At 63.1% G+C, this 24,695-nt stretch carries 20 protein-coding genes; 10 read left to right on the top strand and 10 right to left on the bottom strand.

Translation table 11 applies throughout. The annotated features are described in order from the left end of the window. Positions 1 to 293: 293 nt before the first annotated feature. The gene (msrB, locus tag QMC96_02325) at positions 294 to 782 is read right to left on the bottom strand and encodes a peptide-methionine (R)-S-oxide reductase MsrB (GenBank protein ID MDI6875592.1); all 489 of its coding nucleotides are present in this window, start codon (positions 780 to 782) and stop codon (positions 294 to 296) included. Positions 783 to 981: 199 nt separating this feature from the next. Between msrB and QMC96_02320 the strand changes: the two genes are divergently transcribed. From QMC96_02320 to QMC96_02295, 6 genes are all read left to right on the top strand, one after another. Next, the gene (locus QMC96_02320) at positions 982 to 1,260 is read left to right on the top strand and encodes a 2TM domain-containing protein (GenBank protein MDI6875591.1); all 279 of its coding nucleotides are present in this window, start codon (positions 982 to 984) and stop codon (positions 1,258 to 1,260) included. A gap of 406 nt (positions 1,261 to 1,666) precedes the next feature. Then, positions 1,667 to 4,093 (top strand): ATP-binding protein, encoded by a 2,427-nt coding sequence (locus QMC96_02315; GenBank protein MDI6875590.1) that lies wholly within the window; start codon positions 1,667 to 1,669, stop codon positions 4,091 to 4,093. Positions 4,094 to 4,210: 117 nt separating this feature from the next. After that, positions 4,211 to 4,672, top strand: a complete 462-nt coding sequence (locus QMC96_02310) for an LEA type 2 family protein (GenBank protein MDI6875589.1) — start codon at positions 4,211 to 4,213, stop codon at positions 4,670 to 4,672. A gap of 264 nt (positions 4,673 to 4,936) precedes the next feature. Next, positions 4,937 to 6,274 (top strand): diadenylate cyclase, encoded by a 1,338-nt coding sequence (locus QMC96_02305; GenBank protein MDI6875588.1) that lies wholly within the window; start codon positions 4,937 to 4,939, stop codon positions 6,272 to 6,274. 70 nt (positions 6,275 to 6,344) lie between these two features. Further along, positions 6,345 to 6,665, top strand: coding sequence for a hypothetical protein (locus tag QMC96_02300; GenBank protein MDI6875587.1), 321 nt, complete (start codon positions 6,345 to 6,347; stop codon positions 6,663 to 6,665). 1,134 nt (positions 6,666 to 7,799) lie between these two features. Then, entirely contained in the window at positions 7,800 to 8,345 is a 546-nt protein-coding gene (locus tag QMC96_02295) for a hypothetical protein (protein MDI6875586.1), read from the top strand. A 65-nt stretch (positions 8,346 to 8,410) separates the two neighbouring features. Here QMC96_02295 and QMC96_02290 read toward each other — a convergent pair whose 3' ends face one another. Then, positions 8,411 to 8,932, bottom strand: a complete 522-nt coding sequence (locus QMC96_02290) for a tetratricopeptide repeat protein (GenBank protein MDI6875585.1) — start codon at positions 8,930 to 8,932, stop codon at positions 8,411 to 8,413. Between the two features lie 220 nt (positions 8,933 to 9,152). Next, positions 9,153 to 9,485, bottom strand: coding sequence for a GlpM family protein (locus QMC96_02285; protein ID MDI6875584.1), 333 nt, complete (start codon positions 9,483 to 9,485; stop codon positions 9,153 to 9,155). Between the two features lie 886 nt (positions 9,486 to 10,371). On the opposite strand from QMC96_02285, the gene QMC96_02280 reads away from it, so the two are divergent. Both QMC96_02280 and QMC96_02275 read left to right on the top strand, forming a co-directional pair. Next, positions 10,372 to 11,604, top strand: a complete 1,233-nt coding sequence (locus tag QMC96_02280) for a hypothetical protein (protein MDI6875583.1) — start codon at positions 10,372 to 10,374, stop codon at positions 11,602 to 11,604. 884 nt (positions 11,605 to 12,488) lie between these two features. Continuing rightward, positions 12,489 to 15,038, top strand: coding sequence for a cation-translocating P-type ATPase (locus QMC96_02275; protein MDI6875582.1), 2,550 nt, complete (start codon positions 12,489 to 12,491; stop codon positions 15,036 to 15,038). 27 nt (positions 15,039 to 15,065) lie between these two features. Here the strand turns inward: QMC96_02275 and QMC96_02270 are convergent, their stop codons facing one another. Further along, positions 15,066 to 15,509, bottom strand: coding sequence for a DUF3887 domain-containing protein (locus QMC96_02270; protein MDI6875581.1), 444 nt, complete (start codon positions 15,507 to 15,509; stop codon positions 15,066 to 15,068). Between the two features lie 2,899 nt (positions 15,510 to 18,408). Here QMC96_02270 and QMC96_02265 point away from each other — a divergent pair. After that, positions 18,409 to 18,648: a YwbE family protein gene (locus tag QMC96_02265; GenBank protein ID MDI6875580.1), complete on the top strand. Its 240-nt coding sequence runs from the start codon at positions 18,409 to 18,411 to the stop codon at positions 18,646 to 18,648. 150 nt (positions 18,649 to 18,798) lie between these two features. Here QMC96_02265 and QMC96_02260 read toward each other — a convergent pair whose 3' ends face one another. The 5 genes from QMC96_02260 to QMC96_02240 form a co-directional block, all read right to left on the bottom strand. Then, positions 18,799 to 19,500: a PIN domain-containing protein gene (locus tag QMC96_02260; protein MDI6875579.1), complete on the bottom strand. Its 702-nt coding sequence runs from the start codon at positions 19,498 to 19,500 to the stop codon at positions 18,799 to 18,801. A 430-nt stretch (positions 19,501 to 19,930) separates the two neighbouring features. Further along, a complete protein-coding gene (locus tag QMC96_02255; protein ID MDI6875578.1) occupies positions 19,931 to 20,113 on the bottom strand; it encodes a hypothetical protein in 183 nt (60 codons plus the stop codon). 63 nt (positions 20,114 to 20,176) lie between these two features. Next, entirely contained in the window at positions 20,177 to 21,070 is an 894-nt protein-coding gene (locus QMC96_02250) for a metallophosphoesterase (GenBank protein ID MDI6875577.1), read from the bottom strand. A 125-nt stretch (positions 21,071 to 21,195) separates the two neighbouring features. Further along, complete coding sequence (locus QMC96_02245; GenBank protein MDI6875576.1) at positions 21,196 to 21,819, bottom strand: hypothetical protein; 624 nt, start codon at positions 21,817 to 21,819, stop codon at positions 21,196 to 21,198. A 545-nt stretch (positions 21,820 to 22,364) separates the two neighbouring features. Then, positions 22,365 to 22,526, bottom strand: coding sequence for a hypothetical protein (locus QMC96_02240; GenBank protein ID MDI6875575.1), 162 nt, complete (start codon positions 22,524 to 22,526; stop codon positions 22,365 to 22,367). 266 nt (positions 22,527 to 22,792) lie between these two features. Between QMC96_02240 and QMC96_02235 the strand changes: the two genes are divergently transcribed. Next, positions 22,793 to 23,122, top strand: a complete 330-nt coding sequence (locus QMC96_02235; protein MDI6875574.1) for a type II toxin-antitoxin system PemK/MazF family toxin — start codon at positions 22,793 to 22,795, stop codon at positions 23,120 to 23,122. 290 nt (positions 23,123 to 23,412) lie between these two features. Here QMC96_02235 and QMC96_02230 read toward each other — a convergent pair whose 3' ends face one another. After that, entirely contained in the window at positions 23,413 to 24,594 is a 1,182-nt protein-coding gene (locus tag QMC96_02230) for a PLP-dependent aminotransferase family protein (GenBank protein MDI6875573.1), read from the bottom strand. Positions 24,595 to 24,695 lie beyond the last annotated feature (101 nt).

Genomic DNA, 24,695 nt, shown 5'->3' with positions numbered 1-24,695 from the left:
ATTGCGATGGGGCCCTTTCGGGAGCGACGAACCTCTCCTGTCGCGCGAAAGCAGACGGGGCCGTTCAGCGGCTGCTCCCCCCGCTCTCCTCGGTTGTGCAGGCCCTAAAGCAACAGGCGGGGGAGGAGGCTCTGCCCCTCTCCCGCCTGTGATGGACTCCAGGGGAGATCGTCGTTGCCTTCCCCGAGGGCCTTGGGCTCAACCCCTTCCTGAGAGTGCGGGTGGAAGGTTCGCCCCCTCCCCCGCGAGGGTGCCGCTATCCCGGAGAGGGATCCCTCTCCTCCCGTCTCGCCTCAAGGCGCTTTCTCTGGAACGAACCGCAGGGATGCCGAGTTCATGCAGTAGCGCTTTCCCGTGGGCGGGGGGCCGTCGTCGAAGACGTGCCCCAGGTGGGCGCCGCAGAGGGCGCAGCGCACCTCGATGCGGCGCATCCCGCCCGAGAGATCCTCCTCCGTTCGGACGTTCAGCTCCGATACCGGAGCCCAGAAACTGGGCCAGCCGGTCCCGGACTCGAACTTGGTATCGGAGCGGAAGAGGTCGATGCCGCAGACGGCGCAGTGGTAGATCCCCTTCTCGTGGAAGTCGTTGTACCTGTTGGCGAACGGGGGTTCGGTGCCCTTCCGGCAGGCGACGCGGTAGGTCTCCGGCGGGAGGATCCGCCGCCACTCTGCGTCGCTCCTGCGGATCCTGCGGCGGTTCTCGACCTGTCCCGTGCGGGCACTGTATATGGGAACCATCCCGGCTGCATGCTCCTGGGCCATGGCTGTCTCACCACTGCCCATGGTGGCGATCGAGGATAAGAGCCTTTGTTTCTGCCCTCTCGGGGTCTGCCTCGTTGAGCATGCCCAGGATCCAGCGTCGGGGCCCAGGGTCTCTCCTGGAGCCGCCGGGCTCCTCCCGGGGCGGATTCATGTGAATCTTTATCCCTCATGAGCATACAGACGCATGGAGCCGGTTACTGTTAACCGCAGGGGGCGTGGAATGCCGACGGATGAAGAATTGAGGGCCCTGGCACGGGAGAGCGTGCAGGAGAAGATCGGGTTTTACATTCATTTCGCCATCTATGCGACCGTAAATCTCTTTCTCATCGTTCTCTGGTGGTTCGGAGGCGGGATCGGCACATTCCCCTGGTTCATCTTTCCGCTCTTCGGGTGGGGCGCCGGGATCGTGGTCCACTACTTCGGTGCGTTCCGGGGGAAGGCGTACGTGGAGCGGATGGCAGAACGGGAGTACCAGCGTCTGAAGCGGGGAGAGCGGTAGGTCGATCCCCGCTGCCGGTCGGCCATCGATCCTCTCTCCTCCCGCGTTCGAGAGCGGGGCTTCGCATGCAAGAACGACGAACAGGGGCCGATCAGGGGTTCCTGCACCCATTGTCGCAAAACAGCGCGCTGACGCAGGCTGACTGCCCGGTAAGCGGATCCTGCGTTTATTTCCGATACCGGACCCTGTAAGAGGGAAAGAGATCGCACCCGCCCTGGCCGATGGAATTCTGCATGGCCGCATCGGAGGTGCCGCGGAGATCGCTCCGTGGGAGAAGGCATCCCGGCATCGCCAGAACGAATCGTGTTCGTTCTGGATCTGTCCTGATAAACGTCCCCGGAAGTTGGGATAGGGGAATCTTTTTTAACACGGGAGATATTGAGCCTAATAACAGGAGCAGGGTGATATGATTCAACCGCTACCGATAGAGAAGTACCGCAATATCTTCGATCCGGCGAAGATACAGTGCGCCAGCACCGAGGAGATGCGGCCGCTCGAGGAGATCATCGGGCAGGAGAGGGCGCTGCGGGCACTCCGGTTCGGCCTGGAGATAAAGCAGCCCGGGTTCAACGTCTACGCAGCCGGTGCCCAGGGGACCGGGAGGAGAACGGCGGTCCAGAGTTTCCTGGACCAGATCAAGAAGGAGAAGCCCCGGGGGAGCGACTGGATCTACGTCCACAACTTCGCGAACCCCTACGAACCGAACGCAATCCGCATGCCGCCGGGCATGGGCGAACCCTTCAAGAAGGATATGGCCAGTTTCATCGAAGAGGCCAAACGGACGCTCCCGAAGGTCTTCCAGAGCGAGGAGTACGCGACCCGCCGGGACGAGGTCCTCGGGGCCCTCCAGGCGAAGAGAAACGAACTCCTGGCGGAGATGAACAAGAGAGCCGAAGCGAAGGGATTCTTAATCCAGCCGAGCCCCGCGGGCATCCTGGCGATTCCCATCGTCGGGGGCCAGCCGCTGCCGCAGGAGGAGTTCCTCGCCCTGCCGCCCGAGCAACGGGAGGAGATCCAGCGGAGGCGGGAGGAGCTCAACGTCGATTTCCGGGACGTTTCGCGGCAGATCCAGGAGATCGAGCGGCAGGGTGCCGAGGCGGTCGAGAACCTGAACCGCGAGGTGACGCTCTATGCGATCGGCTACCTGCTCACGCATCTAAAAGAGAAATACAGCGCGATCGAAGAGATTCCCCTGTATATCGAGGCCGTGCAGAAGGATATCCTGGAAAACCTTGAAATCTTCCTGGGTATACCTCAACAGCAGCAGCAACAGGCCCCGTTCCAGATCCAGGCGATGCTGCAGCAGCTCCAGGAGCAGGTGTTCCGGAAGTACGAGGTGAACGTGCTCGTGGGCCACGGCAGCGACGAGGGGGCGCCGGTGGTCTACGAGCAGAACCCGACCTACCAGAACCTCTTCGGCAAGTTGGAGAAGGAGGTTCAGTTCGGGGCGCTCACCACGGATTTCACCATGATCCGCCCCGGCTCCATCCACCAGGCGAACGGCGGCTACCTCCTCCTGAACGTCGAGGATCTCTTCCGCAGCCCGACGGCCCAGTTCTCCTGGGAGGGCTTGAAGACCGCGCTGAAGACCGGGAAGATCCAGATCGAGGAGCCCGGAGAGCGATGGGGGTTCATCACGGTGAAGACGATCAAGCCCGAGCCGATCCCGCTCGACCTGAAGGTGGCCCTGATCGGCACGCCGGAGATCTACCAGATCCTCTACATGGCCGACCCGGACTTCAAGGAGCTCTTCAAGGTGAAGGCCGATTTCGACATCGTCATGGACCGCAACGATGAGAACGCCAACAAGTACGCGGACTTTGCCTGCAACCTGGTGCGGGAGAACAGCCTGAAGCACCTGGACCGCGGGGCGATCGCCAAAGTGGTCGAGTACGGCTCCCGCATCGCCGAGGACCAGCTGAAGCTCTCAACCCGATTCGCTGCCATCGCCGACATCGTCCGCGAGGCGCATTTCTACGCTCTTCAGGAGGGCGCCGATCAGATCACCGCCTCCCACATCAACCGCGCGATCGAGGAGAAGATCTACCGCTCCAACCTCGTCCAGAAGAAGATCGAGGAGTACATCGAACGCGACATCTTCTTGATCGACACCGAGGGAACCCGGACCGGCCAGGTAAACGGGCTCTCGGTGATGAGCGTGGGGGACTTCGCCTTCGGCCGCCCGTCCCGGGTCACCGCGAGCATCGGGATCGGGCGGGAGGGGATCATCGACATCGAGCGGGAGTCGGCGATGGGGGGCCCCATCCATACCAAGGGGGTCCTCATCCTCTCCGGTTACCTCAACAACAAGTACGCCACGGACAAGCCCCTGACCCTCTCGGCACGGCTCGTCTTCGAGCAGAGCTACTCCGGGATCGAAGGCGACTCCGCCTCCAGCACCGAGCTCTACGCCATCCTCTCCGCCCTCTCGGACCTGCCCATCAAGCAGTACCTCGCCGTCACCGGCTCGGTGAACCAGAAAGGGGAGGTCCAGGCCATCGGCGGCGTCAACGAGAAGCTCGAGGGATTCTTCGAGGTATGCAAGGCGAAGGGGCTGAACGGCAACCAGGGCTGCCTGATCCCCGAGAGCAACGTCCAGAACCTGATGCTCAAAGAGGAGATCGTCGAGGCGGCAAGGGCGGGCAAGTTCAGGATCTACCCGGTGAAGACCATCGACGAGGGGATCGAGGTGCTGACCGGCGTTCCCGCCGGCGAGCGGCAGGCGGACGGATCGTACCCCGAGGGGACCGTGAACTACCGGGTCGACAGGCGGCTCAAGGAGATGGCCGAGACCCTGAAGGAGTACCAGCCGTTCGGGCTCCCGGCACGGTAATGGTGCAGCGGTGGACGGGGCCTGCGGACCCCGAGGGGCGTTTCGGATCTTCCCTTATTCCTCAATGCGGCAGTGCGAAAAGGACGTATCGGTGCCGGGATGGCGGTGAAACCTGCGATGAGAAAGATAGCCGCCCCCCTCCTTACCGTCGGTCTGTTCTGCGTTGCCGGCTGCCTTACTTCTTTCTACGAGGAGCCTGCCGTGACTGTGGAGGGCCTCGAGATCGTGGATATCACGCCGGGCAGCCCGGGGCTCCTCCTGCACCTGAACATCAGCAATCCCAACCCCCTCGGGGCCACCCTGGATCGGGTATCGTTCGACCTTTATCTTATCGAGGACGGCAGGCGGGTCTTTCTGGGACATGGGGAGCGGGGAGGTTTCGAGATCCCGCCCCGGGGTTCAACGGCCGTCGCCGTTCCGGTCACCCTGGATAACCGGAGCCTGATCCAGGCCCTGCTGCTGGCTCTACGGGCCGGTACGGTCACGATTGCAGTGGAGGGTTCGGCCACCCTGGATCTCGGCGTCACCGCTTTCGAGGTGCCGTTCAACCAGACTACAGAGCTGCACCTTCGAGGGTGAAGACGAGAGGAGACGGCCTCGGCATGGTATCACCTTCACCCGCATATGGCGGAACGGATCCTTCGAAGGATTGGAAGACGTCATCTTTGCAGTTGGAGAACCGGAAGAAGTCCGGGAGCATCGAGCGGAACTGATGGTGCGGCTCAGGCTCCCCGCCGCATCCGCGGTCGAATGAAAATTTAATATACAATACAATAGATAAAAACACTACAATTTAATTGGGGGCACTCCATGTTGCCCTGAGAAAAAACTCTTGGTGTCCCTATGGTCAGCAGTGCCCGGCTCGTTCTGGTTCTCGTTCTCCTGGCAGGGATGCTCGCTCCGGGTTCTGCGTTCTCCGTACTCTCCATGGATGTATCCCCTGCAGAGGGCGTTCAGCCGAAGGATCCAATCCAGGTATCGGGAACGCTGCAGCTGGCATCCCCGGGCACTCAGGGCTTTCCCGCCAACCATACCCTGAACTTCTCCACCGATCTGCTCAAGGCCGCATGGAACTTCACCATCGTTGTGGACGGCGTCTCCCGCCAGAATCTCGAACTTCGAGGAGGCGAGGCAGTGCTGTACGGCTTCTCCCTCTCCTACCCGAACGATACCCCGGTCCAGGTGGAGATCGGGCTGGAGGGGAGCGTCCCGCCGAATGCGTCCCCCTCGCTCACCGCCATCCAGGTCCAGGAGATGGACGAACAGGGCCTTCCCCTGCCGGGAAGCGCCTACAGCAGGGCCATCCGCGTGATCCGCCCTCCCGCCCCTCCGCCGACGACCGCCCCGGAGCCCACCACGCTGCCCCTGCCCTCGCCTTCCCCCACAGCCACAACGGAGCCGCCCCCGGCATCGCTCCCCACGACCCCCCCTCCTGAACCTACCCCGCTCCCGCAGCCGACGACCCCCGTCCCGACGGAGACCGCAACTCCCGTTCCCCCGGGAGGGGGGGCGTTCCCCGTCCTTCCACTCGCCATCCTGGTACTCGTCGGGATCGCCCTGCTGGCGGGAGGCAGCCTGGTGCAGAGGCGGAAGGGTGCAGGAGGAGCGGGGGGACCGTCCCCGACCCTTCCTGCCCCGCCTCCTATCCTGAACAGATCCTGGGACTCCTGGTGGCAGCATCTGATCCCGGAGGGCTCGGACATCCAGGCGGGAACCCTGGATGCCGTATTCCGGATCGCCCTCGAACTCGCCCTGGAGGGGCGGGAGGGGCGGAAGGTCGGTACCGCGTTTGTCGTAGGGGATGCCGATGCGGTGCTGGCGCACTCGCGCCAGCTGATCCTGAACCCCTTCGAGGGGCATCCTCCCGAGGATCGCAGGATCACCCGCCCCGAGATGCGGGAGGCGATCAAGGAGCTGGCGCAGCTCGACGGCGCTTTCGTCGTCCAGGGAGACGGCACCATCGCAGCAGCGGCGCGATACATCACGGTCGACACGAGTCTCGTCCGCCTGCCGTCGGGCTTCGGCACCCGCCACTCCTCCATCGCCGCCATCACGCGGATGACCCGTTCCATCGGGATCGTGGTCTCCCAGAGCGGCGGGAAGATCTCGATCCTGCGTGACGGGAAGCTCCTGAGGACGGTCAGCCCGTTCTCGCAGAACCCCCCTCAGCCGCACAGCTGAAAAAAAAGTGTATTGCACCCCGCCGCTCCACCGAAACCCTGATATCCCTGCCATTCTCCAGTAACCTCCCATGAAACGGCATGCGATCTTCATCTTGCTGGGGCTCGCGCTCCTGCTCCTCTGCACGGGGTGCACCACGGCGCCTCCCGCGAACGCCACCCCGACCACGCCCGCCGGCAACCAGACGGTCTGCACGCAGGATGCCGACTGCGTTCCGGCCCAGTGCTGCCACCCGACCTCCTGCACCGTCGCTGCGGAAGCCCCGAACTGCAGCGGTGTCGTCTGCACGCTCAGCTGCGAGGGGCCGATCGACTGCGGGGTCGGCCACTGCGGCTGCGTGAATGGCACCTGCCTGGTGATCCCCGGTCCGGGGAACATTTCGCAGAAGTGATCCCCGAAGACAGCACCGGGTTGCGGCGGACGATGCGCATCCCCGTAACACCGAGCTGGTAGCGCACGCTGAAGAGGCGCTGGAACTCTTTTTGGCCATGATGCCGGGAACCCGTGCAGCATCCCCCGGGGCGACCCGTTGCGCACGGTTTCCCGATACCCCTGGCGGAGCTCAAGGTGGAGACCGTACATCATACGGCACCCCACGGATAGTTCACACCATGCTCCCCCGCATCGAACCCAAGACCTCCCTCTCTCCCAGGAAGTGGCCGCCGCCCTCCGCCATGTCCTCTACGACGACATCGCCACACACGCCGTGGTCTCCCTCACGGGAGGCGTCTTCATGGCTGCCTTCGCCCTCCCGCTCGGGGCCTCAAACCCGATGATCGGGATCCTGGCGGCGCTCATCCAGATTCCCGCTGTCTGCGCGATCAACCGCGTGCGGAACCGCCGCCTGATCCGCCTTTTGACATCAACGGCTGCACGAACGCCATGGCTCGGCATCGCGGCCCTGCCCCCCCTTCTTCGACGCGAAGCTCGCCCTTCCTCTCTTCGTCCTCATGACCGGCCTCTATGCGGCCATATCCCCTATCGGAGGCTGCAGGTGGAGCTCCCGGACGCGGGACCTCGTCCCCCGGGAGACCCTGGGTTCGTTCTTCTCCCGCAGGTGGACCCTCGCCCTCCCGGTCGGGATCGTGCTCTCCCCGGCTGCGAGCGCCTTTCTGGACTGGTGGAAGCTCGGGCATCCCGAGGGTGTTCCTGTCGGCTACTCCATCATCTTCGTCGGAGGCGTGCTCTGCGGATACATTGGGATCTGCATGCTCGGCCGGATCCCGGAGCCCGCGCTGCAGGGGGAACGAACAGAGTTCTCTCTGCGATATTTTCCGCCGGTCCCTCAAGGGCGAGACCTTCCGCAACCTGATCGTCTTTCTTGCCCTCGGGAGCTTCGCGGCGAACCTCGCGGCCCCCTTATTCACCGTCTACCTCTTCCAGAACATCGGGCTCTCCATCACCGAGGTGATAGGGCTCTCTGTCCTCTCGCAGGTGGCGAGCGTCCTCTCCTACCCCAGAAGGGGGAGGATGATCGACCGCTACAGCAACAAGACCCGCCCTCTCCCTGGCCGGCCCGCTCTTCATGCTGGCGATCCCGGGGTGGACCTTCGCCACCGTGCCGGGACCGAACTCGTATACCGCCCTTCTCCTCATCCTCATTCACGGGGTGATGGGGCTCTCCACCGCCGGTGTAACCCTCGCCGGCGGCTACATCGGGATGAAACTCGCACCCCGCGAGACGGCGAAGGCGCAGCTGGCCGTGATCGGCGTGGTCAACTCCTTTGTCGCCGGGGTCGCGCCGGCGCTCGTCGGACTCTGCGTGGACTTCTTCGCGGCCCGCGAGCTCGCCTGGAAGGATCCGTCTGCGGTCTATGCGGTTCCCACGCTCTCGCTCCAGGACTGGGACTTCTTCGTCCTCGCCTTTGCCATCGGGCTCTTCTCCCTGCACCGTCTCGCCTGCGTGCGCGAGAGCGGGGAGAGGGACCGGTCCATCGTCGTGCACCGATCGTCCAGGTGCTGCGGGAGATGCGGAACTTCTCCACGGTCGGGGAGCTCCGCTATATGCTCCACATTCCGCTATCGGCGGGATTTACGGCTGAAGAGAAGAGGGCTGGAACGGCTCTCCTGAATCGCGGCGTGACGGCTCCCGGGAGAGTGGCATGCTCCTGAAGAAGGTGGCCCTTCGATGGCGGATCAGGTCTCGATTGCCGCCTGCTGCTCCAGAGCCTGCACCTGCCTCTCGCATACCCGGGCCTCGGCAACCATGCCCATCCGCTGGCAGGTCCGCCCACGAGCCTTCCAGGCCTCGATGCACCCCGGGTCCAGCTCGATCGCCTCGGTAAAGCAGCGGATTGCCTCGCGGGCTCGGCCCATCCGCTCCAGGGCAATTCCCCTATTGGTCCGGAACAGGGGATCCCTGGGCTGCAGGGCGATCGCCAGATCGTAGCATCCGAGGGCTTCGTCGTACCTCCGGAGGTTGCAGAGGCAGTTGCCCTTGTTGATCCAGGCCCGGACCTGATTGGGATCGATCGCCAGGATGCGGTCGTAGCAGCGGATCGCCTCGCCGTACCTTCCGGCCCGGGCGTGGGCGGTCGCCTCCCCGTTCAGGTTCTCGAGCGTCGTGCCCGTGCTCACCGTCTCGATCTTCTTCTGCGGGGGGCGGGAGCGGATCGGGTGCTTCCGCACGGTCCCGGTGATCTGTGCCAGCAGTCCCATGTGCTACCTTTTTGAAGAAGGGAATGCCAGGATAAATACTTTCCAGAACGGTCCCGGTCGATAGCAGGGATTCAGGCGCGGCCTTTCGCCCGAACGGGGCAGGAACCCCTCGGATCGCCGCGGATGCCCCGGGTCCGGTTTCGGGACCCGGGAGGGCGGCACCGTCGCCCTCTCGATGAACGGCAGGGGGATCCGCCGAGCGGCGTGAGGGGATGCGGCATCACAGGAGCCGGAACACGATCAGGATCCCGCCCAGCCAGATCAGGAGCGCAGCGATCAGGGCGGGGGCGAACGAGAGCCGCTGCAGGAGGAGGTAGAGCGAGGCCAGGAAGAGGACGAAGGGGATCGCGAAGAAGAGCGAGGACTCCACCAGGCTCTGCGTGATCTCGTGGGTTGTCTCGAGGCGTGTGAAGATGAACGCGAGAATGGTGGCGATCGGTGCGACGGTGAGGAGGCCCCCGAACCGGGGATCGATGTACTCCGCGAGATACGGAACCCCGACGACGATCAGACCCCCGACGATGAATCGGAGGGCGGTATAGAGATACTCCATGGTGAAGAGAAGGATGCGCCCCAGATATTAAGGGATCCCTGGCGCCGCCGTCCTCTCCGGCCGAATGGACGCCCCGAACGTCCGATGCGGCCCTGATGTCCAGGGGAGAGGCTGCTGGATGCTGCCGTTGCACCTCCGCGTGGAATTGGTGAACCTGCTCGCGGATGAGCTGCCGTTTCGATTCTCCCCCCGTAAGGGGGGCCAGGGGCTGCACGATCGGGCAGGCATCCGGTGCAGATGGTTTCCGGCAGGCGGATGCGGGACTGATGTCTGCCAGGGGCCGGACCTCGATACAACAAGGCTGTACAAGCGTCGGATAGGAGCGCGCCGGGCAATTCAGCCATAGAATGAAGAAATAGACGTTTAATGCAGTTTTCACATACCCCTGCAGAACCGTCGCGATGGTTATGGATCGGACCCTCCCGGGAGTGTGAAGCCTCCGGAGAGCGACCGAAGCGTCAGGGAGTTTCATGCCAGTCGATCCCCGGCGGCGGTTCCCCGACGGCACCATCGGGGGTATTTCATCCGGCATTTTCAAAGGATTGGAAAAAATCAATTAGAAATATATTTATATTATTTTTTATTATTGTATCATTTAATAATGATATATTTAAATATTACTAAATATCAAATTATAATTTAACTTCTGTTGCTAATATGGTGACATAATATTGGTTTTCAGGTAGATTTATATAATTAAATATCAGACGCAGTGTTGTCGCAGTCCCGGAGGTGACAGCGCCCCTCGCACCATGCACCTGCCGACCCCCAGACAGGTGCAGCTGCTCTACACCGTGCAGACTGGATCCCTCCTGCACGATCTCGCCTCCGGGGACGATCGGCAATGCGGGGAGGGGCTCAAGCCCTCCCCGGGAGATGATGCGAAATGAAACGCTACCTCATCGCGGGCCTGATGATAGGCCTCTGCATCCTGGCTGCTTCAGTGTCGGCTGCCAATCCAACCCCTCTTGATGTTACGAGTACAGCCGCTGGCTTCTGGGAAAGGACGATCACGTATGACTGGACTGTAGAGAAATCCTCCGATCTCGACACCCTTACGCTGGGAGTCGGAGAGTCAGGTTCTGTCAATTACACTATCGATGCAACGCGAACGGAAGTGTCGAATGTTACACGGTATGGCGTCCGCGGGCAGATTAACGTGACCAATACTCATGAAAGACACACCACAGCCGACCTGACCATTGTCGATCAGGTGCAGTACAGGCTTAGTACAGGTTCCTGGCGGGATTTATCGGGAGCATCCCAGACGATCAGACCGGCCCAGTTAGGCCCCAAAGAAATGGGCACCTATTCGTTTGAAATTGAATTCACTCCTGTAGCAGGCGCTTTAAAATATCGCAACAAGGTAATTGCTACGGTAGCCTCCCCGAATAACGATCATATGAATTCATCCGAGTTTGCTTCCCCGACTCTTGAGATCATCTACATCGATGACGAGGCCGATGTAACCGACGCACTCACCTGCCCTGACGGTTTCAGCTGCACCTCTGGTCCGGATTCCTTGCATTTCACCGACACAGGTTACAGTGAATACTCGATTACCATTGCGAATGTCGATGCACTCTGCGAGCAAACTGTCGATCTGATGAACACCGCCACCCTGACCGAGAGCGATTCCGGAGAGATCTGCTCTGACTCCGTCACCGTCACTATCTCAACCGGAGTCTGCCCGACCACTGGATGTACCTACGGTGTCGGTTACTGGAAGAACCGTGGTGGTTTCGGACCCCAGGAAGACATGATAACCGGGTTGCTGCCTCTCTGGCTTGGAACCGCATCGGCTGGTAAGAGTATCGAGGTGGGCACGACACCGGATGCCGTGTACATCCTCTCCAGCGAGGAGCACGGGACCAACTCGAACGGCATCGTCAACCTCTACGCCCACCTGCTGGCCACCAAGCTGAACGTCGCGAACGGGGCCGATGGCACGGCAATCGTAGACGCCGTGGGAGCAGCGGACGAGTTCCTGGCATCCCATGACAAAGACGATTGGGGCACGCTGTCTAACGGCGACAAGGGCAGTGTAAGGAGTTGGAAGGACACTCTGGAGAGCTACAACGAAGGGTTAATCGGGCCGGGCCACTGTCTTGCGGAGTGATGGTGCATGAACCCTATCCATTTTTTAAGAAGCGTATTTTCTACGCCTATTCCCCCTGCACTGCACATGGGCCGCCCCCTTGAGATCCCCTGCCTGATCCAGGGAGAGAGACGGTCCTATCGGGCCGCGGTCGGGGCTCCTCTGGACTCCTCCCCGGACGCGATCGAATCCGGCCGGTCCCCGCGATAGATTCGTGGGATTCTGAAAAGATCCAATCTCTATTTTTATCCTCTCTCCGACCCTGTCTGGCGTTCACGATGGCGGCAGATCTATTTGGCTCATCGATTCGCGGCCCGCATGGGGAGGGCAGGATATCCTCCCATAGATGGTCTATCGAGGGAGAGGGTGTTCTGGCTTTGCTGGGGGAGGGGGGTGCACCCCCCTCCCCCAACTGCCCCCACCCCTGCGTGTGATAAGCCTTACTCTGGAATGATAAAGAGATTTTTTCGTCACCCTTGCGAGAATGTTCCCGAGGCCGAACCAGACCTCAGGGGACACCTATTCTCGCTCCTCATATAGGCATAGGCCTATCACACCAGGGGGGGGAGGGGCTCAGGGGAGGGGGCGGCGCCCCCTCCCTGTACTATGCTATGAGCACAGTGACGCGAGGAGAATCGTTCAGGCATGCCCTGGGATCTATGACTGTTCCCACGTGCGGAGTAGCGCCTCGCAAGTGGGGATCATCCGGGATGTCCCCGTCAGTCCAGTTCCATCGGACCGTTAACCAGACAGGGGCAAAGCCCCCTCCCACGAGTGTGTAAGAAATCCCAGAGAGGGATTCGGCTCTTCCGACAGGTCGCCTTTTCCTAATTTTTCCAGCCACCATAACCGCAAGCTGCAACTATTTAGGGAGCGGGAGCATACAGATCGGTCTGCAAAACAGAATGACCCCGCCGATCGACATCGACACCCTCGAAGGCCTCACCTCGGAAGAAGTTGCCAGGCGGCACGAGCGGGAGGGCTACAATGAGCTTCCCCAGGCGGAGAAGAGAAATACCCTCTCGATCCTGCTGGAGGTCTTCCGTGAGCCGATGTTCCTGCTGCTGGTCGGCGCCGGGTCCATCTACTTCTTCCTCGGCGACATCCAGGAAGGGCTGATGCTGCTCTTTTTTGTCTTTGTCATCATCGGCATCACCGTCTACCAGGAGCGGAAGACGGAGAACGCCCTCCAGGCCCTCCAGAACCTCTCCAGCCCGCGGGCGCTGGTGATCCGGGACCACACCCGGCAGCGCATCCCGGGGCGGGAAGTGGTGCGGGGCGACCTCATCCTCCTCTCGGAGGGGGACCGTGTACCGGCCGATGCCCGCATCCTGGACTCGAAGAACCTCCTCGTCGACGAGTCGATCCTCACGGGCGAATCCGTGCCGGTCCGCAAATTCCCCGGTGAAGTGGGCGGTTATTCGCAGCCGGGCGGAGAGGATCAGCCGCAGGTCTACTCCGGCACCCTGGTTGTCCAGGGGCGGGGGCTCGCCGAAGTGACAGCGATCGGCAGGAACACCGAGATCGGGAAGATCGGCAGGACCCTCTCGGAGGTCGGCGTGGACGAGACCCCGCTCGAGAAGGAGACCCGCTGGATCGTGCGGAACATCGCCGCCATCGGGCTCGGTCTCTTCCTGATCACGGTCGTCGTCTACGGCGTAACAAGGTTCGACTGGATCGGGGGGCTGCTCGCCGGCATCACCCTGGCGATGGCCATCCTCCCGGAGGAGTTCCCGGTGGTCCTGACCGTCTTCCTCGCCCTCGGGGCATGGAGGATCTCCCAGAACCGGGTGCTGACCCGGCGCGTGACGGCCATCGAGGCGCTCGGTTCGGCGACCGTGCTCTGCGTGGACAAGACCGGAACGCTCACCGAGAACCGGATGCGCGTCGTCGAGCTCATGGCGAAGGGGGAGCGCTGTGATGTATCGGCCCTGCAGGATCCCTCTCTCCCGGAATTCTGCCACGAGCTGGTGGAATACGCCATCCTCGCCAGCAAACGGGATCCCTTCGACCCGATGGAGAGGGCGCTCGTCAGCCTGGGGCAGGATGGGCTGGCCGGAACCGAGCACCTGCACGCCCGCTGGGAGCTGGTGGAGGAGTACCCCCTCTCGCGGGAGCTCCTGGCGATGTCGAACGTTTGGCGTTCGCCGGACGGTCAGGAGTACGTCATCGCCGCCAAGGGGGCACCCGAGGCGATCGGGGACCTCTGCCATCTCTCCAAGGCGGAGCTGGAGGAACTCTCCCGCCAGGTGCAGTCCCTGGCCGGCGACGGGCTGCGGGTGCTCGGGGTGGCAAAATCCTCCTTCCGGATCGGCGAGCTGCCCACCGGGCAGCACGAGTTCCCCTTCGCCTTCCTCGGCCTGATCGGGTTCCTGGATCCGGTCCGCCCGGGGGTTCCGGATGCAATCGCCGAGTGCCAGTCGGCCGGCGTGCGGGTGATCATGATCACGGGCGACTATCCTGCCACCGCCATGAAGATCGCGTCCCAGATCGGGCTCGGCACGCAGCGGGACTGTCTTACCGGTCCGGATGTGGAGATCCTGCCGCCGCAGGAGTTCCGCGAGCGGATCAACCGCGTATCCGTGATTGCCCGGGCGGTGCCGGAGCAGAAGTTAGCGATCGTCTCGTCTCTTAAGGAAACGGGGAACACCGTCGCGATGACGGGGGACGGCGTGAACGACGCCCCGGCCCTGAAGGAGGCCGACATCGGGATCGCCATGGGTGCCCGGGGCACGGATGTCGCCCGGGAAGCGGCCTCCCTCGTCCTCCTGGACGACGCCTTCTCCTCCATCGTGGCAGCGATCCGGATGGGGCGGAGGATCTTCGACAACCTTCGCCGGGCCATGGCCTACATCATCGCCGTCCACGTCCCTATTGCAGGCATGTCCCTCCTCCCCATCATATTCGGCTGGCCTCTCGTCCTCCTGCCCGTGCACGTCGTCTTCCTGGAACTGATCATCGATCCCGCCTGCTCCATCGTCTTCGAGGCAGAAGAGGCCGAACCCGATCTCATGCAGCGGCCTCCGCGCGCCCGCGGCGAGTCGATCCTCAACCGCAGTTCGGTGCTGCTGGCGCTCGTCCAGGGCGGAGTGGTGCTGCTCGCCCTCCTGCTGGTCTTCTCCCTGCTGACGACCCGCGGTCTGGATGTGGACGAAGCCCGGGCCTTTACGTTCACCAGCATCGTGATCGCGAACCTCGGGCTGATCGCGGTCAACCGCTCCTGGTCGAGCACGCTCGTCTCAACCTTTAAAAGGCCCAATCGTGCACTCTGGGTGGTGATCGCCGCTGCCGTGTTCTTCCTGGGGCTGGTCCTCACGATCCCCGCCCTCCGTGCACTGTTCCAGTTTGCACCGCTCGACGGGATGGAGATGGCATCGGCCATCGCCGTCGGGATCGCGAGCGTCTTCTGGTTCGAGATTTTCAAGCGCGTACGCCGGAGGAGAGCGGCCCGGTAAGTGTGGAATGGGGAAGGACTTCTGGGATTAGCTGCGCAGTTTCGGCGAGTTGAACCAGAGCCCATGAATCTGGTGGGACGGATCCCCCTTCCTGAATACAACACGGACATCCACGCCCTGCTCCCGCTCGAAATCCGCCTTGTAGTTCACGGCGATGTAGTCCCCGCTCTGTGTCACGACGGGGCTCCCGCGGGATACATACAGGCCGATCCGGGATACCACCTTCTCCCGTGTCCCGGCGAACCGGGCCTCGGTCAACCCTTCTCGTATCTGCGGGCTGAAATCCTGCGAGTACTGCGTGTAGTTGTTCTCGTTGAATCCCAGCAGGAGATTGTCGGCGATCGGCTCTGCGTATGCCAGCACCTCAGCCGCCTCGCCGGCGGGAAGCTCCGCATTCTGGCCGATGCAGCCGGCGGTCAGCACCCTGAAGGTCGCCAGAACTGCTGGGAGGAGAGCCCATGGGATTTTCATCATCATCCCTTGGATTCCGCATTATTAACGTCTTTATAATCCCGGGCCCGGTTCGTTTCCGACTGACGGAGGAGCTGATCTGCAGAGATCCGCCATCGGGTGGAACTGCCTCTTCGGGCAGGAGATGGAAGATTCGAGCGGTTCTCCCTTCGGGAGCTCGGGTATCCGCGATCCTCCGTGGAGGGAGGAGGGATTCCGGCATCCGCCTGTTCCACCGGACGGACCGGGGGGTGCCTCGTCAGCCTGCGCCGGGAGAACCTCTGTGGAGGGTCACGGCACGCATACCGGAGGAACCGGCGGAGGTTGGCAGGAGCCCTGGAGCATTCGCGTGGTGAGGGCCACATCGCCCTCTCCGAGGAACAGCAGGCGTTCGTTCTTCCCATCGCAGGGCTGCCGCGCGCGGCAGACGAGCGGACCCTAACGGACCCGCCATGGCGATGAGGGTTCTCTGAATACTGGACCGGGGATCCCGATCGCCCGGACGACTCTTCCGGGTGTCGCTGCAGAATCCGCCGGTGCGAGCGTCGCGAATACCTGCTTGCCACGCCATGCTGTGCAGCCCATGCCTCCAGAGAGATAGGCCGCACGGCGATCTCCCCCACTGTCCCGCACTGCGCTCCGCTTCGCCACCTGAAAGCAGACAGCGAACGGGATCTTCGGGGAAGAGAGCGGAGTTCATGCGCCCTTTCTCTGCGGCTGCGGCTTCGAGAAATGGCCGCTCTGCCGTCTCCTGCAGCGCGAGAATCCGCGCCGCGGAACCTCCGGGCAGAATCGCCGGCAGGCCTCCGTAGCCACGAGCAGCGGCCCCCGGCGGGCAGGCTGCTCCCTTCGGATAGTTCCTGGTTCCGGCAGTCCCGAAACATCTGCCGGACCTCTGCGGAGCCGGTATATCCCGGAACCGCCAGAGCAGGTCTCCACCGCTGCCGTCCATCGGGCAGATCCGCTGAGAAATTTAACCTCTACTCCGCTGCTGCCATATCGAGCCTAAACTCTACTACGCGGTTTTTTGCGGGCGTTCGAAGCAGCCGACGGCCCGGTCGGCTTCGACCCGCACGGGCGGGCGGTCTCTCGAAGTGCGAAGAACCCGGTGGAGATGCCGGCGATCTCCTGCCCGGGAGGGGAGAATCGCCCTCTCGATCCTCCCGCAGGGGGAGCAGGCCTCGCATTCGCTTGCCCGTGAGGTCCAGGGAGATCGGTCCGGCCATGCTGCGCCATACAGAGGTCGGAAACGACGGACGAACGCTCGCAGGATCGCCGCCGGGATATCCGCTCCCTGCGGGGCGGACGATCCCTGTCGAAGGGGGCAGAAGAAGGTGCGCCCCGCAGGGGCGATGCGCCAGCCGCTACCGGGTTTGCATCATCGTCTGTGGGATCGTCCCTGCCTGCAGTGCGGCGCCAGAGCTCCGCTCCGGTTGCGAGCGCCGCATTACCGCCTCGGGATATCCCATCGCCACCGGCATGCCCAGCACGTCGCATGCCCGCCATCCGCCTTCCACTGGATGGTGATCAGGCGGTGAGTCGCATTGCCGCAGTTCGGACAGGTGGACACCGGGGAGGATGCATCCTCCCTGACCCCCGCGTGCAGCAGGGACGTATGATCCCGAGGAGGATACTCCATGATAGACCGCTGCATTTCCAGAGTCACAGACCACCTCTGATGAATTACCTCTCTTGGAGAGAGATAGAATTTTCGCAAGGCGGTACTGCTTTGCACTCCCAGTGAAGATCTCATTATGCTCCCCGAATGGCACAGGGAAGGCCCCCGGGGAGTCCCCTCCGGGCGATGCGCCGATTCCGCCCGGAACCGCCATTCGGTGCGGGAAGTTCCCTCCCCGGCAGCGGCTGCCGTCTCTGTTCCCGGATTGGACACATTATTCTCGTGCGAGCTGGTTTGCGCGGCCACGTGAGGCCATTCAGGGTGCTGCAGTCAAAACCGGTATTCCCATGCTGAAGCGCATGTGCGGTGCGGGCGGGAAAGGCTGCCATTGCCGCCCGCACGCCGCGGCGGGGAACGGAGGCATACTCGCGAGAGCTCCTTTCGATGGGCGGCACGGATTCGCGGGGCATGGAGCCGCCCATGAGACTCTCCCGCTCGGGGGCGGGTTTCGCACGTCCCTGCCTTCGACACCGCGTCTCTTCCTGCATCGGCGAAGTGCGCGTCAGGGTTGCCGGGCGCCGATACCCTGCAGGGGCATCGGGATACTCTGGAGACCCGAGGGCCTATCCTGCCAGAACGCAGAGCATCCCGCTCGTCGAATCCTTGAGTAACAACTGTTCTGGGGGTTGATCACTTCTGTTTCGCCGCTGTGCGGCAGGCGCGCTTGTGGGCGGTGAAGGCAATGCGGTCGGCGAATTTTGCACCGCACCACTGGCACCGGAAATGGTTGTGTCTTCGCGTTTTCTGTAGCATCTCTCTTGTAATAGTTCACTTCCCGCGAATCGGCTGCGATCTCGCCAGTACATATTGAACCTGCATCACGTTAATACCTCCTGCGGGTAAACTCATCGACCTTCTTCAGCAGAAGCGCATCCTTCCACGGCTCTGTAACCCCCGCGAACCTCCCCCTGCCAGACGAAGGGAAGCGCTCTCATCAGGGGGACTGCCATTCCCGAAAGAGACGCTCTCCGGCGTATCATGCCCCTTCCCGCGGACCGTCCCCCTGTGCCGGGAATCGTGCGACAGGGTCAGCCCTGGCAGACAGCCTATCTGCAGGCGGGGTTCGCCGGCCCGGTGCATGTTCCGCATGTTCCGCCTTCGATGGGCCCCTCGAGTGAGACCCTTCCACCATACCCGGGTGGGGCGAACTGCGTGCATACCTTGAAGTGCGGCAGGGTCCAAGTGATATAGACAGTTTCCGCGGAAGGGCCGCCCTTCCAGGGTTCCGCGGAGGATAACCGCATGCAGGAGAGCGATTCGGGACGAACAGTGCGCGAAGGGGGCTCGGAGAGGGACGGGCGGTACAGGAACAGCATCCGCCCGGGATCCGCCGTACTGATTGTGGCCAAGAGAGATCAGCGGAGCGGAAAGCGGACGGAGGGCATAGTCCGGGAGATCCTCACGAATTCCGCCTACCATCCCCACGGCATCAAGGTGCGCCTGCAGGACGGGCGCGTCGGGAGAGTGCAGCGGATCCTGTGAGTCAGGCGTGATAAGCCCCATCCACGGGCAGAGGCAGGGCTATGGTCTCGACTGCCGATATGGCATACCTTCCCGGCATCGCTTTTCCGATCCCCCCTCATGCACCAGGGTACGACTGCATCGGGGATGGACCGGCCTGAACGGCGGCGTTCAGGGCGGTCTCTTCTTCCAACCCTCTTCGAACGCCAGGAGCGCCTCAGAAGGCTCCTCTCCCAGCTCCGTCAGGGCATCCGAGAGTCTATCCGTGATCCGGATCCGCCTTCCCGTCTTCTCACGGAACTCTTTCGCGAGGAAGGCGGCGTGCTGGCGGAAGGTGTTGTCCCGGCTCACCAGGATCAGGTCGTCCCGCACATGCCTCAGGAGCAGCTCCCAGTTCAGCTCGTCCCCCAGGGTGTTCTTCCCCTGGCTCGTGGGAGGATTGCCGATCAGTTTTCTGCGGTGAGCCCGCTCGACATCCCCGTCCGTCCATTCGAACAGCGGCAGATCCTCGAACAGGCGGGAGATCGCACTGTATACGGGATCATGGGCCGGGTCTGCCATCATCCGGTGGACTTCGTCCAGGAGGGATGCGACGGCGAGGTTGTAGGCATCCGCAGTCTCCTTCATCGAGGAGAACGCCTGCGTCTGCTGCAGGAAGAAGGGCGTCTGCAGCAGGGATACTCCGCCCTCTTCGATGCGTGCGGCGTTTCGGAAGAGAATCCTGTCGCGGTTCCGGAGGAGCTCGTCGAGGACGACACGGGTCGCCACAAGGCTGGATCTGACCTTCCGGAGGTCCGCGCATATGCAACGGGGATCTGCGTCCGCATCGTAGAGGCCCAGAAGCACGTTGGTATCCAGGAAAATGCGCGGCATCGTGCGCGTTTGAGTACTGCATCGCAGATAAGGATTTGGGGCTCCGCGGCGAATCGGTGTCCCTGCCGCACCGTCGGGAGGGGCGGTCGATCGGGCCCATCGCTGCCTGACGGTTCGGGAACGGGAGATCTCCCCGGTCCTTCTTCCCATCGCGCGACAGCCCTATGGGATGCAGGGCGGGAAATCTGTTGGCACCGCCCCCTCGGAAAGATGCGGATACGGATCATCAGCACGCGGGGAAGGGGCGCGGAAGTATCGAGCCGGGCGGCACGAACCTCGTGCAGCGCGCCCGGATATCGGCTACCGCCGTATCGTGCCCTGTCCCCCCCTCGCTGCAGCATTGGAGCGGGTGAATGCATCGCCGCATTCAGCACCGGCAGAAGAGGATCCGATACCGCATTTGCCCCCTCCTGCATCGCCCGAACTTGTCTCACGATTCGCGCGCGAGAGTCACGGCCAGCTTCCGTGCCGCCTCCCTTGCCTTTGCCTCCGAGATATAGTAGCCGGTCCGTCCCCGCTTTCTGCCGCTCGCATCGAAGAGCTCCACGTAGTAGCCCCGCTCCTGGCGGGAGAACTGGATCTCCCCAACAATCCCCCCGGCATACGCTTCCATGGGATACGGTTGCCGTATGGACATATGAGGGTGTCGGGACCGCATGTGCCGCCGGCTCCCTCTTCAGGCAGGAGCCGTTCCGTTCGCGGGATTGATGATCACGATCTCGGGACGCGAGTTGAACCGCAGATCCACGCCGGCGACGCTGGAGCCGCAGATCCCCCTCGTGATGTAGGTCGGCGGCCCGTCCCGATGCTGGAAGCCGAAGAGCTCGACGATTCCCCGGTTGTTGATCTGGCTCAGGAAGGGAACGATGAACTGCCCCCCGTGGGTGTGGCCGCTCAGGATCAGGTCGCCGTCCCATGCCGCCCTGCACTGCGGCTCGTGGATGAGGTAGACAGTAAACGCGTCGGTCGGAGGAACCGCGGGAGGATCGGCCATCCCGGCCCAGGCGTCGTCGACTCCCACGATGCGCAGCGGCTCCCCGTCAATGGACAGATCCACGTACTCGTTCCTCAGCACCCGCACGCCGCTCTTCTCCAGCTCGTGGACGAGCGCATCCGCAAATGCCGTGTCCGTGCCCGCGCCGCGCAGCGAGGCGACGTCGTAGCCATCGGCGGGAAACTCCATCATCGAGACGGCAATCGTCCTTTGCAGCCCGCTGGAGAACGTCGCCCCCACACGGTAGTCGTGGTTGCCGAGTACCGCGTATACCGGCGCATCGATCTCGCTCCAGATCGAATGGAGGCCGAAATCGGTCTCTTTCCCGTTGGCGAAGTCGCCGCCGACGAGGACGACCGAGGGGTGAAGTGCATTGATCTCGCGGATGGTGTTCCGAACGTGCTCGATGTTGCTGTCTTTGAGATGGGGGTCCGACACGAACACGATCCCCTGCGGTGCACCATCGATGTAGAGCGTGGTCACATCGACCGTACGCGCCTCCCAGACCATGTAGCCGAAGAGCGTGGGAAGGAGGATCAGGAATCCCACCAGGAGGTACGTATGCGAGAACTCCAAATTCGATCGCAATTATATTAATTTCCTGAATAATAATAGGTCCGATCCTGTCCCGCATCGCCGGGATCCGATCGTGCCCTCAAGTGGCCCGAATCGGTCGTACGTCGCCGGGGCAGCCGGCGGTCTCACCCTTCTCTCTTCGGGATGGGCGCCTTCACGAACTGCTCCACGATCTGCTCCTTCGTAAGCCGCCGGAGGTAGAAATTGCCCACACCCGCGATGATCAGGGCGCCGCAGAGGTTGAAGATGAGGTCGTACATCGTGTCCTCCAGACCGTGCTGGAGATCGGTGCCGAGGAGCCGGTCGAAGGCGAACTCGTAGATCTCCCAGAACGCGCCGAGGGCCATGGTGAAGACCACGATGAAGAGAACGATCATGGGGCGTGTGAGGCGGAGACTGCTGAAGCGGTCCACGAGGAGCACGCTGACGAACCCGAGGACGGATATGGTGATCGAGGATACCAGGTGGGCGATCTTGTCGTAGAAGGGAATGGTGATGTAGTATTCACTGACGTGCCCCGCCACGTGGAGGTAGATGGAGATGACGATGAGCAGGTTGATCTCCCAGGGCAGGCAGATGCGTCTGTTCCTCTCGACGAAGTAGGGAACCATCGTCAGGAGGAACGCGAACAGGGTGGTGGTGGTCAGGAAATAGTCGCCGGTATAGAGGGCGACGAGGACGTTCAGGAGGATGAGCCCCTGAATGAAGTATGCCAGGTAGATACCCGGTGATTCCCGTTCGCATTCCATGGGGCGCGATTTCCAGGGTGTACTGGGAACCCTCCCCTGATAAACCCTCGGGTGGCGGCAGCCTCCGGGAGCGGGGTACTCCGTGCGTCGCCGGCGGTGCGCGCAGGCGCGCTGCTGCGGGGTTCGGCCTGTTCCGGGATCGAGCGCCCGGCGGAATATCCCGGGAGCAACACTTCCGCGCCTGCAGCGGGACTCGCGGTTCAGCCCGAGCCTCCGCAGGTGTCCCGCGCATCTGCCGCCTGTTCTTGAGGGTGTGGAGGTGCATTCACCGCCCCTTCCGCGCGATGGGAGCGAGTCCGGTCGGGTGCCGTCCCTGCCGTGGGAGGGCGGGAAGATCGCATGGTCCCCTGCGCGTCGGGCACGCGATGGCAGAGGTTGACCCCTGCATGACGGCGACGGTCTCCTGATCGCGGTTAGGTGCGATATTTCATGAGCCAGCGGATAGCGGCAGCCCTCTTCTCCACCCGACCACGAACATACCCCGGGATGATGCTGGTATGGCAAAGGGCTCGTTCCCGCAGCAAGGCGCGGGGATCGACCCGCCGTCACGGACCCGGAGGCGGCAATTCGTCTCTCTTCGCCGGTGCGGCGGGGAAGAAGATCTCCCGGCTGTCCAGACGGTGGCAGGTGAAGCCGCACTCGGAGAGTACCGTGGTCGTGCCGCTTCCCGCCGGCAGTCCGTACTCCGCCCCCCTCCGGCTGCACACCGCCCCGGATGTTCCTTCGGCGGGCAAGGATGGCTCTGGCCGTCTCGCTGTCGCACTCCTCCGGGGCAGCAGCGGGAGGATGGCGTTATATCCGATGAGCGCGAAGCGGGGCGGAACGCACGCCGCGTGACCTGTGCGACCAGAACCCCAACAGATCCTTCCTCCGGCCCGCACGGAAAGCTCCCTGCCGGATTGCGCTCCCCGCACCTTCGGCCTTGCGGGCGGAGGGTATCCTTTTATGCTCCTGCGCCCCCGACCTGATCGGCATGGGCCGGTACGCTCCGGGCGATGTCGTGCTTGCGGACATTCCCATGGGGAGAGCGTGCAAGGTCCGCCCGGCCGTCGTCGTATCCGCCGGGGAGGACGGCACGCTGGAGGTCGTTCCGCTCTCCAGCCGGGCGCCTGCGGATACCCGATCCACTCCCATCGCCCTCGAGGACTTCGTCGAGGGAGGACTCGACATCTTCGGGACGAGCTATGCATTGACGGCCTATCCGTCGACGATCCGGGCATCCGCGATCCGCGGGAGGAAAGGGAGGCTGACGGCCGAAGCGCTCGCCGGCATCCGCAGGCCGGCAGGAAAGAGGCGAGGCTGAACGCGGTGCCGATTCCTGTCCGTCTGCATGCAGGGGACTCTGTAGAGACGCTCTCCGGTGCATTCACCGATACCGCGGAGAACCCGTCGACGATTCCCCCCTCCCCACGGGGAGGGGGATCGTGCGACAGCCCGGGACGCTGAATGACGGGGGGAAGCCTCTCTGTCACACGAAGGGGGAGCGGGGACCTCGCCTTGAGAACGCCAGAGAGCCGCCAACAGTCTCTCGATGAGGATTTCACCTGATCCCTTAAGGGCTTTCCCGCGCGGGTGCGCGGAGGGGATTCGCAGCTACCCCGCCAAATCCGCAATCACCCGGGCCAGGCGGGCCATCCCCTCCTTGATCCGCTCCGGATCGACACTGGAGAAGTTCAGGCGGATCGTGTCCTCACCGCCTCCGTCCACGTAGAACGGCACGCCTGGAAGAACCGCCACCTTCCGGCGGATTCCCGCGGCGAAGACCTCCATCGAAGAGACGCCTTCCGGCAGCGCCGCCATGAGGAACATCCCCCCTTCCGGACGGGTGTGGGTGACGCCGGGCGGGAACCGGTCGTCCATGATGTCGCACATCAGACGGCAGTTCTCCCCGTAGATCGTGGCGACCCGGCGGACATGAGTATCGAGGTCGCTCTCTTCCAGGTAGCGGTGAAGGATCTTCTGACAGAGGAAGTTGGAGTGCAGGTCTGCCGCCTGCTTGGCGACGTTGAACTGGCGGAGAACCGGCTCAGGTGCATATATCCAGCCGATCCGCATCCCGGGAGCGACGATCTTCGAGAACGAGCCGCTCATCACCGTCTGTTCGGGCAGGTATCTCGCGATCGGCAGGCGGGGATTTCCGTCGAAGAAGAGCTCCCCGAAGGCGTCGTCCTCGTAGAAGAGGGTATCGCTGCCGTCGAGCATCTCCGCGATCGCCTTCCGTTTCTCCTGCGAGTAGGTCCGCCCGGAGGGGTTCTGGGAGTTGGGGATGCCGTAGAAGAACTTCAGCGGGCAGGCATGGAGGAGCGAATCGAAACTCTCGAGATCGAGGCCGTCCTCCTCCAGCGGAACCGTGTGGAACTGCGGCTCGTAGAGGGAGAACGCCTCGATGGCGCCCAGGTACCCGGGGCGCTCGACGCCAACGTGGTCGCCGCTGTTTAAGAAGATCTTGGCCACGAGATCGAGGCACTGCTGGGAGCCGTTCACGATCTGGATCTCCGCTGCCTCGGCGGGCAGGCCCAGCCGGGCGCGGTAGCGATCGGCGATGTATTGCCGGAGAGGCAGGTAGCCGTCCGTCGTGGTGTACTGCAGAGCGATCCGCCCCTCGTCCTCCATCACCCCGCGGGCAGCCCGGGCTATCCCCTCCACGTCGATAAATTCGGAGCCTGGCAGGCCTCCGGCAAAGGAGATGATCCCGGGATCGGCGGAGACGCGAAAGAGCTCGCCCAGAAAAGAGCGGGGAGCCCGGGCCATGCGATCGGCGAACCTGTACTGCATCGGATGGTACCAGTATGGGCTCGGAGGGGCAATAAAGGTATGAGAGGCGGCGTTCTGCGGGTGGATTCCGGGGGATCCCGCTGCCGGGATTACTCTTAATA

The organism is Methanomicrobiales archaeon (genome assembly GCA_030019205.1).
Taxonomy (GTDB): Archaea; Halobacteriota; Methanomicrobia; order Methanomicrobiales; family JACTUA01; genus JASEFH01.
The sequence above is the reverse complement of the archived record's forward strand: the minus strand, read 5'-3'. Positions and strand labels throughout refer to the sequence as shown.

What these genes read in the sequence shown, in the direction of transcription:
- msrB (MDI6875592.1), bottom strand. Translation starts at nt 782, where the DNA reads ATGGGCAGTGGTGAGACAGCCATGGCCCAGGAGCATGCAGCCGGGATG.
- QMC96_02320 (MDI6875591.1), top strand. Translation starts at nt 982, where the DNA reads ATGCCGACGGATGAAGAATTGAGGGCCCTGGCACGGGAGAGCGTGCAG.
- QMC96_02315 (MDI6875590.1), top strand. Translation starts at nt 1,667, where the DNA reads ATGATTCAACCGCTACCGATAGAGAAGTACCGCAATATCTTCGATCCG.
- QMC96_02310 (MDI6875589.1), top strand. Translation starts at nt 4,211, where the DNA reads ATGAGAAAGATAGCCGCCCCCCTCCTTACCGTCGGTCTGTTCTGCGTT.
- QMC96_02305 (MDI6875588.1), top strand. Translation starts at nt 4,937, where the DNA reads ATGGTCAGCAGTGCCCGGCTCGTTCTGGTTCTCGTTCTCCTGGCAGGG.
- QMC96_02300 (MDI6875587.1), top strand. Translation starts at nt 6,345, where the DNA reads ATGAAACGGCATGCGATCTTCATCTTGCTGGGGCTCGCGCTCCTGCTC.
- QMC96_02295 (MDI6875586.1), top strand. Translation starts at nt 7,800, where the DNA reads ATGCTGGCGATCCCGGGGTGGACCTTCGCCACCGTGCCGGGACCGAAC.
- QMC96_02290 (MDI6875585.1), bottom strand. Translation starts at nt 8,932, where the DNA reads ATGGGACTGCTGGCACAGATCACCGGGACCGTGCGGAAGCACCCGATC.
- QMC96_02285 (MDI6875584.1), bottom strand. Translation starts at nt 9,485, where the DNA reads ATGGAGTATCTCTATACCGCCCTCCGATTCATCGTCGGGGGTCTGATC.
- QMC96_02280 (MDI6875583.1), top strand. Translation starts at nt 10,372, where the DNA reads ATGAAACGCTACCTCATCGCGGGCCTGATGATAGGCCTCTGCATCCTG.
- QMC96_02275 (MDI6875582.1), top strand. Translation starts at nt 12,489, where the DNA reads ATGACCCCGCCGATCGACATCGACACCCTCGAAGGCCTCACCTCGGAA.
- QMC96_02270 (MDI6875581.1), bottom strand. Translation starts at nt 15,509, where the DNA reads ATGAAAATCCCATGGGCTCTCCTCCCAGCAGTTCTGGCGACCTTCAGG.
- QMC96_02265 (MDI6875580.1), top strand. Translation starts at nt 18,409, where the DNA reads ATGCAGGAGAGCGATTCGGGACGAACAGTGCGCGAAGGGGGCTCGGAG.
- QMC96_02260 (MDI6875579.1), bottom strand. Translation starts at nt 19,500, where the DNA reads ATGCCGCGCATTTTCCTGGATACCAACGTGCTTCTGGGCCTCTACGAT.
- QMC96_02255 (MDI6875578.1), bottom strand. Translation starts at nt 20,113, where the DNA reads ATGGAAGCGTATGCCGGGGGGATTGTTGGGGAGATCCAGTTCTCCCGC.
- QMC96_02245 (MDI6875576.1), bottom strand. Translation starts at nt 21,819, where the DNA reads ATGGAATGCGAACGGGAATCACCGGGTATCTACCTGGCATACTTCATT.
- QMC96_02235 (MDI6875574.1), top strand. Translation starts at nt 22,793, where the DNA reads ATGGGCCGGTACGCTCCGGGCGATGTCGTGCTTGCGGACATTCCCATG.
- QMC96_02230 (MDI6875573.1), bottom strand. Translation starts at nt 24,594, where the DNA reads ATGCAGTACAGGTTCGCCGATCGCATGGCCCGGGCTCCCCGCTCTTTT.